Raw genomic sequence first — 15,315 nt, forward strand, 5'->3', positions numbered from 1 at the left:
AATGAAACTGTTTCCGCTGCACATCCTCCCGAACGACACCAAGATCGACTTCATGCGCTGGCGTCATGCCGCCATGGTGGTCACCCTGCTGCTGTTCATCGGTTCGATCGCACTGATCGCCACCAAGGGCTTCAACTACGCGCTGGATTTCACCGGCGGCACCCTGATCGAGGCCCGTTTCGAGCGCAAGGTGGACGTCGAAGACGTCCGCGCCAAGCTCGAAGCCAACGGCTTCGAAGGTGCCCAGGTGCAGAGCTTCGGTGGCAACACCGACCTGCTGATCCGTCTGGCGCCGCAGGGCGAGCACGCACCGGGCACCGGCAATTCGGCCAGTGACCAGCGCACCGCCGCTGCGGTGGTCAAGGCGATCTCGCTGAGCGACAACCAGGCCACCATCCAGCGCAACGAGTTCGTTGGCCCGCAGGTTGGCAAGGACCTGGCGATGAACGGGCTGTACGCCACGCTGTTCATGCTGGTGGGCTTCCTGATCTACATCGCGTTCCGCTTCGAGTGGAAGTTCGCGATCACCGCCAGCATCGTGGCCCTGTTCGACCTGCTGGTGACGGTGGCCTACATCTCGGCCACCGGCCGCGAGTTCGACCTGACCGTGCTGGCCGGCCTGCTGTCGGTGATGGGCTTTGCCATCAACGACATCATCGTGGTGTTCGACCGCGTCCGCGAAAACTTCCGCAGCCTGCGCGTGGAGCCGCTGGAAGTGCTGAACCGGTCGATCAACCAGACGCTGTCGCGTACGGTGATCACCGCGGTGATGTTCTTCCTGTCGGCACTGGCGCTGTACATGTACGGCGGCACCTCGATGGAAGGCCTGGCCGAAACCCACATGGTGGGCGCGGTGATCGTTGTGTTGTCCTCGATCCTGGTGGCCGTGCCGATGCTGACCATCGGCGCCCTGCGCGTGACCAAGCAGGACCTGCTGCCCAAGGCCAAGGACATTGAGGCGCTCGAGCGTCGCCCGTAAGCCACCGGCTGCATGAAGTACCTGAAAAGCCGCGCCCTGCGCGGCTTTTCTTTTGGGCGGCCGCACCGCCCAGCCGGGCAGAGCCCGGCGCTACGGGATGTACGGCAGCCGGGCAGAGCCCGGCGCTACGGGATGTTTGGCAGCCGGGCAGAGCCCGGCTCTACGCGGCGCAACAGCTCGTAGAGCCGGGCTCTGCCCGGCTGCTTTTCTCTCCGCGCGCAGCCCACTGTCGGGCGAGGGGCGGGATGGGAGTGGCGGGACCGTTGGGCCGCATGGATGCGGACCACGAGCCCCCAGGGATGGGTTTACGGCGTGTCCCGCCACTCCCATCCCGCCCCTCGCAACACCGGGGCAAGCAACGCGCCATACACCCCCGTCGGTTGTGAAACACCGCCCCGCACACTACGATCCCATGCGTTCCGCGCAGCCGCCCCGGTGGCGCGCACCGCCCCTTTTCATCGCGCAGGCCCGGCCTGCGCCAGTCCAAACGAGGTTTCCATGGTCATCAAACCGCGTGTGCGCGGCTTCATCTGCGTCACCACCCATCCCGTCGGCTGCGATGCGGCCGTCAAGCAGCAGATCGAGTACATCCAGTCCAAGCCGAAGATCGCCAACGGCCCCAAGAAGGTACTGGTGCTCGGCGCCTCCACCGGTTACGGCCTGGCCGCGCGCATCACCGCCGCCTTCGGCAGCGATGCCGCCACGCTGGGCGTGTTCTTCGAGCGTCCGGGCACCGAAACCAAGCCCGGCACCGCCGGCTGGTACAACACCGCCGCCTTCCACAAGTACGCCGACCAGGCCGGCCTGTACGCCAAGAGCGTCAACGGCGATGCCTTCTCCGATGAAGTGAAGGCCAAGGTCATCGAACTGATCAAGCAGGACCTGGGCCAGGTCGACCAGGTGGTGTACAGCCTGGCCGCGCCGCGCCGCAAGCATCCCAAGACCGGCGAGATCATCAGCTCTACCCTCAAGCCGATCGGCGCGCCGATCACCCTGCGCGGCCTGGACACCGACAAGGAAGTGATCACCCAGACCACCATTGAACCGGCGACCCCGGAAGAAGTGGCCGGCACGGTTGCGGTGATGGGCGGCGAAGACTGGCAGATGTGGATCGACGCGCTGCTGGAAGCAGGCGTGCTGGCCGACGGCGCCACCACCACCGCCTTCACCTATGTCGGCGAAGAGATCACCCAGGCCATCTACTGGAACGGCTCGATCGGCGCGGCCAAGAAGGACCTGGACAACAAGGTGCTGGGCCTGCGCGAGAAGCTGCAGGCGATCGGCGGCGATGCGCGCGTGTCGGTGCTCAAGGCGGTGGTCACCCAGGCCAGCTCGGCCATCCCGACCATGCCGCTGTACCTGTCGCTGCTGTTCAAGGTGATGAAGGCCAAGGGCACCCACGAAGGCTGCATCGAACAGCTCGATACGCTGTACGACATCGTCTACGGCGGCAAGGCCACCGGCACCGCAACCGAGCGCCTGCGCCATGAACTCACCGACGGCGACCGCCAGGTGGAACTGATCGACGACGCCGGCCGCCTGCGTGCGGACTACAAGGAAATGGCGCCGGACGTGCAGGGCGAAGTAGTGGCCCTGTGGCCGCAGGTGACCAACGAGAACCTGTACGAGATCAGCGACCTGGCCGGCTACAAGGCCGACTTCCTGCGCCTGTTCGGGTTCGGCGTGGACGGCGTGGATTACGACGCCGACGTGGCCACCGACGTGCAGATCCCGAACCTGGTCGACATGGCCTGAGCCGGGGCGCCCCACCAGGGGCACGCCTGAGGTGCACTGCAAACGCCGGGATTACCCGGCGTTTGTCGTTTCTGTCCGCGGCGGTTGCCCGCGTGCCGTCAGCGCCAGTGCCAAGGCCAGCGCGGCGCCGGCACAGCCCGCCGACGACCACAGCATGGCGGTCAGCCCCGGCCCGTCCATCAGCTGGCCGCCGCTCCATGAGCCCAGCGCGATGCCCACGTTGAACACGCCGACATACAACGCGCTGGCCATTTCAACCGCGTGCGGCGCGGCCCGCATCACCCAGGTCATCAGCCCCACCGACACCCCGCCATAGGCCAGCCCCCAGAGCAGCAGCACGGCGGTGCCGGCTACCGGGCCATCGCCGACGGTGACGAACAGCACCGGCGTGAGCAGCAGGCCCAACGCAATGGCAGCAACCGTCGGTGCAGTGCGACGGGCAGCCGCGGTGCCCGCGAGGAAATTGCCGCCGATGCCCGCGATGCCGTAGCCGAACAGCACGGCCCCCATCCAGCGCGGATCGATGCCGGCCACGCTGACCAGCAGCGGCCGCACGAAGGTGAAGGTCATGAAGTGAGCGCCGACCAGCAGCAGCGTCAGCAGCAGCGCCGCCTGCAACGCCCGGTTGCCCAGCTGCCCACGCAACTGGCGCAGCGTGGGCGAAGACGCCACCGGCAGCGCCGGCATCGCCAGAAGATGCAGCACCAGTACCGCCGCGCTGAACAGCGCCATCCCGGCGAAGGCCCAGCGCCAGCCGGCCAGGTCGCCGATCCAGGTGCCCAACGGTACGCCCAGCACCGACGCCGCCGCGACACCGCCGAAGATGATCGACGTGGCCAGCCCCACGCCCTCGGCCGGCACCAGCCGCGCAGCCAGACCACCGGCGATGGCCCAGATGCCGCCCATGCAGAATCCCACCAGCACCCGCGCGGCGAGCAGCCAGTAAATGTCCACCGCCAGCGCCGAGGCCATGTTGGCGACCACCAGCAAGGCGAGCAGGCCCGCCAGGATCCCGCGGCGGTCAACACCACCGGCGCCGATCACCGCGATCGGGGCGAACAGCGCGGCCAGCAGCGCCGGCAGCGAGAGCGTCAGGCCCACCGTACCGGTGCGGGTGTCCAACTGTTCGGCGATGCTGGACAACAGGCCCACCGGCAGCATCTCGGTGGTGACCACCGAGAACGTGGCCAGGCCGGCGGCAACCACCGCCAGCCAGGGACGCGGTGCGCCGGCGGGGGCAACGGCAACGCGGCTCATCGGTCGGATCCTGCAGCAAGGGAGGCGGGCGCGTCGGCCGCAGCGGGTGCGGCGCCTGTCTTCGCGGGCAGTCGCTGGTGCACCCACAGCGTGGTGAGCACCACCAGCGCAGCGCCGGTTGCGGCGACCCCGAACCCCGCGCGTGCCCCGGCGATATCCACGACCTGGCCGGCAGCGGCCGCACCCATCGCCACGCCCACGTTGAGCCCCGCCAGCAGCCAGGTCATGCCTTCCGTCAGCCGATGCGCAGGCACCAGCCGCTCCACGATCGACATCGCCACGATCATGGTCGGGGCGAAGAACATCCCGGCCACCAGCACGGCCACCGCAAGCGCGGCGATGCTATCCACCTGCAGCAGGGGCAGGGTGGACAGCGCGGTTGCCATGCCACCCAGCAACAGCAGCCGCCGCAGCGGCCACCGCAGCGACACGGCACCGAATACCAGCCCGGCCACGCATGAGCCCAGTGCATAGGCGGACAGCACCACGCTGGCGGCGCCGGGCACGCCGCGCTGCGCGGCGAAGGCGACATTGGTGATGTCCACGGTCCCCACAATCACGCCCATGGCCACCATCAGCAGCGCCAGCAGACGCACGTTCGCCACGCCGATCGCTGACCCGTGGCGGTTGCCCGCATCGATGGGCTGCAGCGGCGGTTCGCTGCCGCGTTGCACGACCAGCGCGGCCACGCCCAGGGCCAACAGCACGGCGGCGGTAAACAGGCCGGCCAGGGGATCGAGCATCACCGCCAGTCCCACCGCCAGTGGCGGACCGGCAATGAAGGTCACTTCGTCCAGCACGGTTTCCAGTGCGTAGGCGGTCTGCAGGCGCGGCTGCCCCCGGTACAGCGTGGCCCAGCGCGCACGCACCATCGCCGACATGCTCGGCATGCAGCCGGCCAGCACCGCCCCGGCAAACAGCACGCCTGCCGGCGCCTGCCATGCGGCGGCGGCGAGTAGAAGCGCCATGCCGAACACACTGACCGCCGTGGCGACCGGCAGCACGCGCGATTGCCCATGGCGGTCGACCAGGCGCGAGATCTGTGGCGACAGCAGCGCGTAGGTAACCACGAACGTAGCAGCCACCGCACCGGCTAATGCATAGCTGCCACGCAGCTGCGCGAGCAGGGTGATGATGCCGATGCCGGTCATCGGCAGGGGCAGGCGCGCCAGCAGCCCAGCCAGGGCGAAGCGTCGGTTTCCGGGGGCGGCGAACAGGGTTCGGTACGGGGTAAGCATCGGGGGGGATCTCCAGGATTCTGCCGTGGGTTGGCACGGGCTGACGAACATACATACGGCACGTATGAATAAAATCCTATATACATACGGCGTGAATGTAAATAATCATACGCATCGTATGTAAGGAGCTGACCGGATGGCCCGCCGTACCCGTGCCGAGATGGAAGAAACCCGCGCCGCCCTGCTGGCCACGGCGCATGCGGTGTTCACCGCGCAGGGCTACGCGGACGCCTCAATGGACGATCTGACCGCGCAGGCGGGGCTCACCCGTGGCGCGCTGTATCACCACTTCGGTGACAAGAAGGGATTGCTGCAGGCCCTGGTGGCGCAGCTGGACGCCGCCATGGATGCCCGGCTGCAGACGATCTCGGCGACCGCCGCCGATCCCTGGGACGGGTTCCGCAGTCGCTGCCATGCCTATCTGCAGATGGCCCTGGAGCCGGACATCCAGCGCATCGTGCTGCGCGATGCGCGCGCGGTGCTGGGCGGGGCGTCACCGGAGGCGCAGCGCCATTGCGTCGCCTCGATGCAGGGCCTGATCGAGAACCTCATGCGCCTGGGCGTGGTGGCCGACGCCAACCCCCAGGCGCTGGCCTCGTTGATTTACGGCAGCCTGGCTGAAGCGGCGTTCTGGATCGCCGAAGCGCCCGAGGGGACGGAGCGCCTGGGCCAGGCACAGGCCGCGCTGGATCTGCTGCTGCGCGGCCTGCTGGCCACCCGATAACGGGCGGCGCTGGGGGTCCGGTGGGCGGCGTAGGTCACGACCGTTGGTCGTGACGTCCCTTACGCGAAATCGAAATTCATCACTGGCCCGGCAGGGCCGACAAAGTCGCCCTGCACGTAGTCCACGCCGGCACTGAACAACAGGCTCATCGAGTTGGCATCGGCGACGAACTCGGCGATCGTGCGGATGTTGGCCGACTGCGCGCGCGCGGTGATTTCGCTGATCTTCTCGCTGTGCTCGCGGGTGCTGGCCACATCGCGGGTGAAATCGCGGTCCAGCTTGAGGAACTGCGGCTGGAAGTGCGCCAGCAGCTGGAACGAATCCAGCCCCGAGCCGAACTGCTCCAGGCCGATGCGGCAGCCCAGCGGCGCCACCTCGGCCAGGAACTGCTGGGCATTGCGCAGGTGGGTGAACACCTTCGCTTCCGGCGCATGCAGCCACAGCCGTTCGCCCGGGACGCCCTGGGCCTGCAGTTCGCGGCGCAACGTGGCCACCATCTGCGGGTCGTTGAACGATTCGGGGGTGATCTTGACCATCATGTGGGTGGCGTGGCCGGCGCGCGCGCGCTCGCCCAGCACGCCGATGGCGTGCGCCACCACCCAGCGGTTGATGTCGGCCAGCAGCCCGTGTTCCTCGGCAATGCCCAGGAACGCGGTGGGGCTGAGCAGCTCGCCGTTGTTGTCCAGGCGCAGGTACGCCTCGTACAGCTCCAGCGGCTCGCCCTGCAGGCTCAGCACCGGCTGGTAGTGCAACTGGAAGCCGTCGCCGCCCAGCGCCTCGCGGATGCGGGTGACCCAGCGCTGGATGCGCTCTTCTTCCACCCGGTCGATCGCGGCCGGATCGAAGATGCGCGTGGTGTTGCCCAGTTCCGAGGCGGCCTGCTGGCATTCGGTGGCGCGCGCCAGGACCTGGCCGATGCTGGCGATCTTCTCACCCACCTGCACGCCGCCGATGCTGACCGTGACCGTGGCCGAGCGCTCGCCGATGCTGAACACCTGGCCGGCGAACGCATCGCGGATCTGGTCGGCCAGGGCCACCGTCTGCGCATAGGCGCCTTCGGTCAGGACCGCGAAGCTGTGCTCGCCAAAGCGGGCCACCTGGGCCGCATCGCCGACACTGGCGGCCAGTACCTGGCCCAGCGCGCCGATCAGGGCATCGGCCGAATCCAGTCCGATGTCCGGCAGCAGGCGCGCGTAGTGGTCCGGCTCGATCAGCAGCAGGCCGAACTGGCCTTCGCTGCGGCCGGCCTGGGCCACCGCGTTTTCCACGTGCAGCATGAAGGTGGGGCGGTTGAGCAGGCCGGTGACCTGGTCGCGCTGGCGCAGGTCTTCGACCTCGCGGGCCAGCTCCGGATCGAACTCCATCCGCCGGCGGCGGAACACCACCTGCAGGCAGGATTCGCCTTCGTAGCTGGCCTGGGTGAATTCCATGGTGGCCGGGAACACCGCGCCATCCTGGTTGCGCGCATCCACCTGGTACTGCGGCGGCGGCGCCTCACCCTTGCTCATCGACTTGAGCAGCTGCTTGAAGCCGTCCACGTGCTGCGGGGCCACCATGTCCAGCAGCGAGATGCCTTCGACGTCGTCGAAGGATTCGTAGCCGAACATCTCCAGGTAGGCCTCGTTGGCACGGATGTGCATGCCTTCGTGGACATAGGCGATGGGGTCGCGCGAGGAGGAGATCAGGGCATCGCAGCGGCGTTCGGTTTCGCGCATCTGCGCTTCGATGCGGCGCAGCCCGCGGCGCGCGTGCAGGTCGGTCCACTCATTGCGCACCACCGCCAGCAGGTGCTCGGGGCGGTTGCGCAGGGCGATGGCGCGGATGCCGTTGGCCCCGGCTTCCACCCACTCGTTCTCGTTGATCGATTCGGCCAGCAGGATCATCGGGATGTCCTTGCCGCTGGCCGCGATCTGCTGGGTGACCAGCAGCAGCGGAATGCTCTGCGCAGGCGCGGCCAGCACCAGGTCGATCGGCTGGGCGCCCAGGATCTGGGCCAGCTCCTCGGCGTGCTGCGGGCGCGCCGGGCGCACCGCGATGCCGCTGTTGCGCAGCGTGCTGACGATGGTTTCAGCGTTTTCACCGCTGTCATCCACGATCAGCAGGCGCACGGTCATGTCATTCGTGTTCTGCATTCACTACTCCCCGGACTGCAAACTTGATACACGATGGCTGTGGATACGTCCATGCGGCAAACGGTAGCCGGTCACGAATCCGCCGCCGGCTTACACCACCTGGCCTGCCGCATGGCCGCTGGCCCAGGCCCACTGGAAGTTGTACCCGCCCAACCAGCCGGTCACGTCCAGCACTTCCCCCACGAAGTGCAGGCCAGGGACCAACTGCGATTCAAACGTACTGGACGACACCTTGTGGGTGTCCACGCCGCCCAGGGTGACCTCGGCGGTACGGTACCCCTCGGTGCCGCTGGCCACCAGCGGGAAGCCCTGCAGCAATGCGGCGGCCTCGCGCAGCTGCGGTTCGTCGATCTGCTTGACCGGGCGGTCGGGCAGCCAGTGCTCGCACAGGCGCAGCGCCAGCCGCCGCGGCAGCACCTCGGACAACACCGTGCGCAGTTCCGCCGCGCCGCGGTCGCGCTTCATCGCGCGCAGCCAGCCTTCCGCGTCCTGGCCCGGCAACAGGTCCAGGCGCAGGTCGTCGCCGGGCTGCCAGAACGAGGAGATCTGCAGGATCGCCGGGCCGCTGATGCCGCGGTGGGTGATCAGCATGGAGTTACTGAAGGCCACGTCGTTGCAGCGCGCCGTCACCGGCAAGGCCACCCCGCTGAGATCGTTGAAGCGTTCCTGGTGCTTGCCGCTCAGGGTCAGCGGGACCAGCCCGGCGCGGGTGGGCAGCACCTCATGGCCGAACTGGCGGGCCAGCTCGTAGCCGAAGCCGCTGGCGCCCAGGCTGGGAATGGACAGGCCGCCGGTGGCCACCACCAACGAGGCGGCATGGAACTGCCCTTGTGCGGTGGTGACATGGAAACCGTCGCTGCCGCGCTCGACCCGGGTCACCCCGCAGTCGGTGCGCACCTGCACGCCGGCGGCCTGGCACTCGTCCATCAGCATGCGCACGATCTGCTTGGAGGAGACGTCGCAGAACAGCTGGCCCAGTTCCTTCTCGTGGTAGGCGATGCCGTGGCGTTCGACCATCTCGATGAAGTGCCACGGGGTATACCGGGCCAGCGCCGACTTGCAGAAGTGCGGGTTGGCCGAAAGGAAATTGGCCGGCGTGGTGCCGGTGTTGGTGAAGTTGCAGCGCCCGCCGCCGGACATCAGGATCTTCTTGCCAACCTTGTTGGCATGGTCGATCACCTGCACCATGCGGCCGCGTTGGCCGGCGGTGAGCGCACACATCAGCCCGGCCGCGCCGGCGCCGATCACCAGCACGTCGCATGCAATGGGCTTCATCGCCTGGCTCATTCCTTGATGCGCTTACGCCAGGTCGGGATCACGTCCAGCTGCATCTGGTCGTTGATCAGCTGCACTTCGCCATCCTGGATCAGCACATTCCAGCGCATGGCGCGCTGGATCTGCTCGGCCCAGCGTTCCACGAAGGTGCTGTCCAGATCCAGCACCGAGAGGTTGTCGAAGCGCTCCAGTCCCTTGGCCTGCTTGCTCCACCAGATATCGGCGGCGTGCCCGGCGAAGGTGATCACCTGAACCTGCCGGCTGCGGTTGCAGGCCTTGCGGATGCGCGATTCGTCGGGCTGGCCCAGGTCGATCCACTGCAGGATGTCGCCGGTGTAGTCGCGGTGCCACAGGTCCGGCTCGTCGTCGGTGCTCAGGCCGCGGCCAAACTCCAGGCGGTCCTCGGCATTCAGCGCGAAGGCCAGCAGGCGCACCATCAGGCGCTCATCGTTCTCCGACGGGTGCTGGGCCAGGGTCAGGTTATGGGTCGCGTAGTAGCCGCGATCCATGTCGCTGATCTGCAGTTCGGCCTTGCGGATGGTGGCGGTGAGAGCCATGGGGATACCGGGAGCAAAGAGGACCATGATAGTGGTTTGCCCCGGGGGTGTCCGGGACGATGCTTCTGAAGCAGGGCGTTTGGTGGCACGCTGGGCACTTCGCGGTCCGGTTGTACGCCCTGCATGTCACGTTCTCCGCCACGCCGTCTGGTCATCGACGGTGCGCCCTTCATCTGCAGCATCCGGCGTGGGCCGGTCAGCGCCGACCCCGCCTGGACGGTGCTGTCGGCCTACGGTGCCGGGCGCCGCCTGCGTATCCGCTTCGACGCCGACCCGGCAAACGGTCGCCTGTCAGGGGATGCAGGGCTGGCCACGGGGAGCGTGCGCAGCGCCGCCGGTCAGTGGATCAACCTCTATCGGCCGGCGGTGATGCGGGCGCTGATCGACGCCGGAATGGCTGCCGTCGATGCGCGGGGCGATGAGCGTGATGGCTGGGCGCTGCTGGCGGTGGCCGCGCTGCCTGCCGACGCCGACGCCGACGCGCGCAGCGGGGGCGCGGCATGACCCCGCCCAGTCGACTGCAATTGCCGCCGGGGACGTGGGCAACGCTGCTCGACGGCCTGTGCGCGCGTTTCCCGCGGATCGACCGGGCGCAATGGGAAAGCCGCTTCGCGCGTGGGCGGGTGCTGGACGCGCAGGGCAAGGCCTTGGCGCCGGACCGGGCGTGGCAGGTGGGGCTGGAGATCCAGTATTTTCGTGAGGTGGCCGAGGAACCGGTGATTCCGTACCTGGAAACCGTGCTGCATGAGGATGCGCATCTATTGGTGGCCGACAAGCCGCATTTCCTGCCGGTAACCCCGGCCGGGGCGCATGTGCGTGAAACCCTGCTGGCGCGGCTGGTGGCGCGCACCGGCAATGCGGATCTGGTGCCGCTGCACCGGCTGGACCGCCTCACGGCCGGCCTGGTGCTGTTTTCCACCCACCCCGGCACCCGTGACGCCTACCAGCGGCTGTTCCGCGAGCGGCGCATCGGCAAAACGTACGAGGCGCTGGCGCCGGCGCTGCCCGGCCAGGCGTTCCCGCTGGAGCGGCATACCCGGTTGGTAGCAGGTGAACCGTTCTTCCGCATGGCCGAGGTCCCCGGCGAGCCGAACGCGCGCACCCGGGTCGAGGTCATCGACGCCGAAGGCCCGATCTGGCGCTACCGGCTGCACCCCGAGTCCGGCCGCAAGCACCAGTTGCGCGTGCACATGGCCGCGCTGGGCGCCCCGATCGTCGGCGACGACCTGTACCCGACCCTGCGCCCGGTGGGCGAGGGCGCTGCCGAGCCACCTTTGCAGTTGCTGGCCCAGGCGCTGGCCTTCATCGACCCGCTGACCGGCGAACCGCGTCATTTCAGCAGCGGCCGGCAGCTGGACGCCGGGTGGGGCGCGGTGGGTACCCACCGTTGACAGGAGCCGGGTAACGCCGGCCTCTGGCCGGCTCCCGCGATGCCCGAACCGGTCCGGCCGTTGGCCGGCTCTCCGTGATGCCCGAACCGGTCCGGCCGCTGGCCGGCTCCCGCGATGCCCGAACCGGTCCGGCCGTTGGCCGGCTCCCCGCGATGCCCAACCCGGTAGTGCCGGCCGCTGGCCGGCTCCCCGTGATGCCGGGATTTCATGGGGAGCCGGCCAGCGGCCGGCACTACCAGGGGCGCTCGGATTTTCATGGGGAGCCGGCCAGCGGCCGGCACTACCGGGGGCGCTCGGGTTTTCATGGGGAGCCGGCCAGCGGCCGGCACTACCTGTGTGGATTATGCGTTTACCTGCGTGCCGTTCAGCGCCCTGAACGCTTCGCCAGCCAGCGATCCAGTTCGGCCGCGAACGCCTGCCGTTCGCGCGGGCCCAGTGGCGGCGGGCCGCCGGTCTGCACGCCGGCACCGCGCAGCTCCTCCATGAAATTGCGCATCGACAACCGCTCGGCCATGTTGTCGGGGGTATACAGCTGCCCGCGCGGGTTCAGGGCCACCGCGTGCTTGGCAATCACCAGCGCCGCCAGCGGGATGTCCTGGGTGACCACCAGGTCGCCGGCGGCCACCCGCTCGACGATGGCGCTGTCGGCCACGTCCAGCCCGGACGGCACCTGGAGGAACTCGATCACCCGCGAGGGCGGGGTGCGCAGCCAGTGGTTGGCCACCAGGGTCAGCGGCACCTTTACGCGCTCGGCCGCCCGGAACAGGATCTCCTTGATCACCCCGGGGCAGGCGTCCGCATCAACCCAGATGCGGCATGTGGCGGAACTTGAATCGGGCATTTGGCTGATCTTAAGGTAGGAAAAGTCTGAATGGGGCGCGCGAAATCGTGTAGGATGCGCCAATCCCTTGTCCCGTCAGGCGTGACGGGGGGATGGCTGAATAAACCAGCTATCGCTTTTTAGGTAAAACACGAGTATCGTCACCCACACTGTGTTTGCTAGGGTCACCGTGAATCGTGGCCTGGTGCAGTTGATCTCACGATCTGCTCATCGATCCGCTTTACCAACGCCTGCAACTCAGTCTCGGCTCCGATAAGCGGCGGCCGCGATTATTTCAACTATTGTTTCAGGAGTTAGTACATGTCTGATCGTCAGCAGGGCACCGTGAAGTGGTTCAACGACGCCAAGGGCTTCGGCTTCATCACCCCGGAAAGCGGCCCGGACCTTTTCGTGCACTTCCGCGCCATCCAGGGCACCGGCTTCAAGTCGCTGCAGGAAGGCCAGAAGGTGACCTTCGTCGCCGTGCAGGGCCAGAAGGGTATGCAGGCTGATCAGGTGCAGGCGGTCTAATCGACCCCCCGCTACCGTCAGGTTGCAATGAAACGCCGGGAGCGAAAGCTTCCGGCGTTTTTTATGCGTGGTGTTTTTTCATCCGTGGGCGGCCAATGACATCGGCAGGGCGCGTACCTCGTTACGATGTCGCTTTGAACCTGCGGACCCGTCAATGATCAAGGTGCACCATCTGGACCACTCGCGCTCGCAGCGCGTGTTGTGGATGCTCGAAGAGCTGGGCCTGCCGTACCAGCTGGTCAACTACCAGCGCGATCCCACCACCTGGCTGGCGCCGCAGGCGCTGCGCGAGATCCACCCGCTGGGCAAATCGCCAGTGCTGCAGGACGACACCCTGGTGTTGGCCGAGTCCGGGGCCATCCTGGAATACCTCGCCGACCGCTACGACAGCGCTCGCCAGCTGTCGCCCGAACTGCTGCCGGCCCAGGCCGCCGAGCGCCTGCGCTACCGCTACTGGATGCACTACGCCGAGGGCTCGGCGATGCCGCCGTTGCTGTTGAGCCTGGTGTTCGCACGCGTGCGCAAGGCACCCATGCCGTTCTTCGCCAAGCCGATTGCCCGTGGCATCGCCGACAAGGTGATAAAGGGGTTCGTGGGCCCGCAGCTCAAGCTGCACCTGCAGTGGATGGAGCGCGAGCTGGGCCAGTCGCCGTGGTTCGCCGGCGAACGCTTCACCGCCGCCGACATCCAGATGAGCTTCCCGATCCAGGCGGCCGCCTCGCGCGCAGGCAGCATGGACGCGTACCCGAAACTGCAGGGCTTCCTGCAGCGCATCGAACAGCGCCCGGCCTACCAGCGCGCCACCGAGCGCGGCGGGGCGCTGGACCTGGGCGCGGGCGCGGCATGAACTTGCGGGGGCGTGGCCGCGCCCCCATCTGGTGAGCATGGATACCCAACCCCTGCGCTTCGACAACCGATTCATCGGCGACCTTCCCGGCGACGAGGAAACCGGCCCGCGCGTGCGCGAGGTGCGCGGTGCCGCGTGGTCGTCGGTGATGCCCACGCCGGTGGCCGCGCCACAGTTGCTGGCGCTTTCCACCGACGTTGCCGACCTGCTGGGCCTTGGCCCGGTCCTCACCGGCAGCCCGGATTTCGCGCGGGTGTTCGGCGGCAACGCGCTGTACGCCGGCATGCAGCCGTGGGCGGCCAACTACGGGGGCCATCAGTTCGGGCACTGGGCCGGGCAGCTCGGCGATGGCCGCGCCATTTCACTGGGCGAGCTACTGGCCCCGGACGGCGCGCGCTGGGAACTGCAGTTGAAAGGGGCCGGGCGTACCCCGTATTCGCGCGGCGCCGACGGTCGCGCGGTGCTGCGCTCGTCCATCCGCGAATTCCTGTGCAGCGAAGCGATGCACCACCTGGGTGTGCCGACCACGCGTGCATTGAGCCTGGTGGGCACCGGCGATGCGGTGGTGCGCGACATGTTCTACGACGGCCACCCGAAGGCCGAACCCGGCGCGGTGGTGTGCCGGGTGGCACCGTCGTTCATCCGTTTCGGCACCTTCGAACTGCCAGCCTCGCGCGGCGACGTGGCGCTGCTGCGGCAGTTGGCCGACGCCTGCATCGCGCGTGATTTCCCGGCGCTGGCAGATGCCGGCGCGCAGCGGCATGCGCAGTGGTTCGCGCAGATCTGCGAGCGCACCGCGGTCATGGTGGCGCACTGGATGCGGGTCGGCTTCGTGCATGGGGTGATGAACACCGACAACATGTCCATCCTGGGCCTGACCATCGACTACGGCCCGTATGGCTGGGTGGACGACTACGACCCCGACTGGACCCCGAACACCACCGACGCGCAGGGCCGCCGCTACCGCTTCGGCACCCAGCCGCAGGTGGCGTACTGGAACCTGACCCGGCTGGCGCAGGCACTTTCGCCGCTGTTTGACGATGTCGCGCCGCTGCACGACGGGCTGGCCCGTTTCCAGGCCGTGCACGCCGAGCGCGAGCGTGCGGACATCGCCGCCAAGTTCGGCCTGGCCCACTGCAGCGACGACGACGTGGCGATGATGGCGGCCTGGCGGCAGATCCTGCAGGACGGCGAAATGGACATGACGCTCGCCTTCCGCGGCTTGATGGCGCTCGATCCGCAGGCACCGTCGGTGCAGGTGCTGGCCGAGGCCTTCTACAGCGACGCGCGGCGCGAGGCCGTGCTGCCCGCGTTGCAGGTCTGGCTGCAGCAGTACGCCGCGCGTCTGCGCGCCGATCCGCTGGATGCGGCCACGCGCCAGCAGCGGATGGCCGGTGCCAATCCGGTGTATGTGTTGCGCAACTGGCTGGCGCAGGAAGCCATCGAACAGGCCGAGCAGGGCGACATGAGCGGTGTGCACACGCTGCTGGAGGTGCTGCGCACCCCCTACGAGGTGCAACCGGGCCGCGCGCACTTCGCCGGCAAGCGCCCCGACTGGGCGCGCGACAAGGCCGGCTGTTCGATGCTGTCCTGCAGCTCCTGAGCCCGGCTGCGCGGCATGCCGCGCCTGCACCGCGAGTCTCCTGACGGACACACCATCGCACGCCGCAGCGCCTGCGGTGGCCGTTGGCGTGCCTGCGCCTACGACAATGGTCGTAGTAGTGAAATCCGATAATCGCACACGTAGTCGATAAACGCACTTGAATGGTGCAGTGCGATAAACCTACTTTCAATCCCGTTCCAAGCGAT

14 protein-coding genes are annotated in these 15,315 nt (G+C 68.1%); 8 read left to right on the top strand and 6 right to left on the bottom strand.

All coding sequences use genetic code 11. The features are described 5' to 3' along the window. Window position 1: 1 nt before the first annotated feature. Together secF and fabV are read left to right on the top strand one after the other, a co-directional pair. Entirely contained in the window at window positions 2-979 is a 978-nt protein-coding gene (gene secF / locus ABIA71_RS01790; protein ID WP_038688893.1) for a protein translocase subunit SecF, read from the top strand. A 498-nt stretch (window positions 980-1,477) separates the two neighbouring features. After that, a complete protein-coding gene (gene fabV / locus ABIA71_RS01795; RefSeq protein WP_354282600.1) occupies window positions 1,478-2,734 on the top strand; it encodes an enoyl-ACP reductase FabV in 1,257 nt (418 codons plus the stop codon). Between the two features lie 51 nt (window positions 2,735-2,785). On the opposite strand, the gene ABIA71_RS01800 is transcribed toward fabV, so the two are convergent. Both ABIA71_RS01800 and ABIA71_RS01805 read right to left on the bottom strand, forming a co-directional pair. Next, the gene (locus ABIA71_RS01800) at window positions 2,786-3,991 is read right to left on the bottom strand and encodes an MFS transporter (protein ID WP_354282602.1); all 1,206 of its coding nucleotides are present in this window, start codon (window positions 3,989-3,991) and stop codon (window positions 2,786-2,788) included. Then, window positions 3,988-5,229: an MFS transporter gene (locus ABIA71_RS01805; RefSeq protein WP_354282604.1), complete on the bottom strand. Its 1,242-nt coding sequence runs from the start codon at window positions 5,227-5,229 to the stop codon at window positions 3,988-3,990. The genes ABIA71_RS01800 and ABIA71_RS01805 overlap by 4 nt, the downstream gene beginning before the upstream one ends. 136 nt (window positions 5,230-5,365) lie before the next feature. Between ABIA71_RS01805 and ABIA71_RS01810 the strand changes: the two genes are divergently transcribed. After that, window positions 5,366-5,953 (top strand): TetR/AcrR family transcriptional regulator, encoded by a 588-nt coding sequence (locus ABIA71_RS01810; protein ID WP_354282606.1) that lies wholly within the window; start codon window positions 5,366-5,368, stop codon window positions 5,951-5,953. Window positions 5,954-6,012: 59 nt separating this feature from the next. Here the strand turns inward: ABIA71_RS01810 and ABIA71_RS01815 are convergent, their stop codons facing one another. From ABIA71_RS01815 to ABIA71_RS01825, 3 genes are all read right to left on the bottom strand, one after another. After that, on the bottom strand, window positions 6,013-8,085 hold the full coding sequence (locus ABIA71_RS01815; RefSeq protein ID WP_354282608.1) for a GGDEF/EAL domain-containing response regulator: 2,073 nt from the start codon (window positions 8,083-8,085) through the stop codon (window positions 6,013-6,015). Between the two features lie 90 nt (window positions 8,086-8,175). Beyond that, complete coding sequence (locus ABIA71_RS01820) at window positions 8,176-9,360, bottom strand: BaiN/RdsA family NAD(P)/FAD-dependent oxidoreductase (RefSeq protein ID WP_354282610.1); 1,185 nt, start codon at window positions 9,358-9,360, stop codon at window positions 8,176-8,178. An 8-nt stretch (window positions 9,361-9,368) separates the two neighbouring features. Beyond that, window positions 9,369-9,917, bottom strand: coding sequence for a YaeQ family protein (locus ABIA71_RS01825; RefSeq protein ID WP_354282612.1), 549 nt, complete (start codon window positions 9,915-9,917; stop codon window positions 9,369-9,371). Between the two features lie 123 nt (window positions 9,918-10,040). On the opposite strand from ABIA71_RS01825, the gene ABIA71_RS01830 reads away from it, so the two are divergent. Further along, window positions 10,041-10,421, top strand: a complete 381-nt coding sequence (locus tag ABIA71_RS01830; protein WP_354282614.1) for a hypothetical protein — start codon at window positions 10,041-10,043, stop codon at window positions 10,419-10,421. Continuing rightward, window positions 10,418-11,308 (top strand): pseudouridine synthase, encoded by an 891-nt coding sequence (locus ABIA71_RS01835; protein ID WP_354282616.1) that lies wholly within the window; start codon window positions 10,418-10,420, stop codon window positions 11,306-11,308. Before ABIA71_RS01830 ends, ABIA71_RS01835 begins: the two co-directional genes overlap by 4 nt. Before the next feature lie 364 nt (window positions 11,309-11,672). Here the strand turns inward: ABIA71_RS01835 and ABIA71_RS01840 are convergent, their stop codons facing one another. Then, a complete protein-coding gene (locus ABIA71_RS01840) occupies window positions 11,673-12,149 on the bottom strand; it encodes a YaiI/YqxD family protein (RefSeq protein WP_354282618.1) in 477 nt (158 codons plus the stop codon). A gap of 300 nt (window positions 12,150-12,449) precedes the next feature. On the opposite strand from ABIA71_RS01840, the gene ABIA71_RS01845 reads away from it, so the two are divergent. The 3 genes from ABIA71_RS01845 (at window position 12,450) to ABIA71_RS01855 (ending at window position 15,109) form a co-directional block, all read left to right on the top strand. Continuing rightward, the gene (locus ABIA71_RS01845; protein WP_017356920.1) at window positions 12,450-12,659 is read left to right on the top strand and encodes a cold-shock protein; all 210 of its coding nucleotides are present in this window, start codon (window positions 12,450-12,452) and stop codon (window positions 12,657-12,659) included. Window positions 12,660-12,813: 154 nt separating this feature from the next. Continuing rightward, on the top strand, window positions 12,814-13,506 hold the full coding sequence (locus tag ABIA71_RS01850; protein ID WP_354282620.1) for a glutathione S-transferase family protein: 693 nt from the start codon (window positions 12,814-12,816) through the stop codon (window positions 13,504-13,506). Window positions 13,507-13,543: 37 nt separating this feature from the next. Beyond that, window positions 13,544-15,109 (top strand): protein adenylyltransferase SelO, encoded by a 1,566-nt coding sequence (locus ABIA71_RS01855; protein WP_354282622.1) that lies wholly within the window; start codon window positions 13,544-13,546, stop codon window positions 15,107-15,109. The last annotated feature ends 206 nt before the right edge of the window (window positions 15,110-15,315 follow it).

This window comes from Stenotrophomonas sp. 2619, assembly GCF_040548725.1.
Classification (GTDB): domain Bacteria; phylum Pseudomonadota; class Gammaproteobacteria; order Xanthomonadales; family Xanthomonadaceae; genus Stenotrophomonas; species Stenotrophomonas maltophilia_AP.